Annotated in this window: 1 pseudogene; it reads left to right on the top strand. The window is 46.3% G+C overall.

Annotated elements, in window-relative coordinates:
* Positions 1 to 287, top strand: a pseudogene (locus tag BHE89_RS01170) (RNA-guided endonuclease TnpB family protein); the annotation flags it as partial.

Below are 287 nucleotides of genomic sequence, written 5' to 3'. Positions count from 1 at the left end.
TACAGCTTGCAGGTGTACACGAACGGGTAGCCAATGCCCGTGCTGATTTCAACACAAACTCTCTCGTGCAATTGTTGACGAAAACCAAGCGGTAATTGTCGAGACACTGAAATCGGCGAATATGATGAAAAACCACTGTCTGGCTCGCGCTATCGGTGATGCAGGCTGGCATGGTTTTATCACAAAGCTGGAATATAAAGCCGCAGAAAAAGGCGTCCATCTGGTAAAACTGGATCAATGGTTTGCCAGTTCGAAAACCTGTCATTGTTGCGGTCATAAAATGTCAG

Origin of the sequence: Shigella sp. FC1967, from assembly GCF_001743005.1 — a bacterium.
GTDB lineage: Bacteria > Pseudomonadota > Gammaproteobacteria > Enterobacterales > Enterobacteriaceae > Proteus.
Note: the sequence above shows the minus strand (reverse complement) of the source record. Positions and strands in the feature narration are given on the sequence as shown.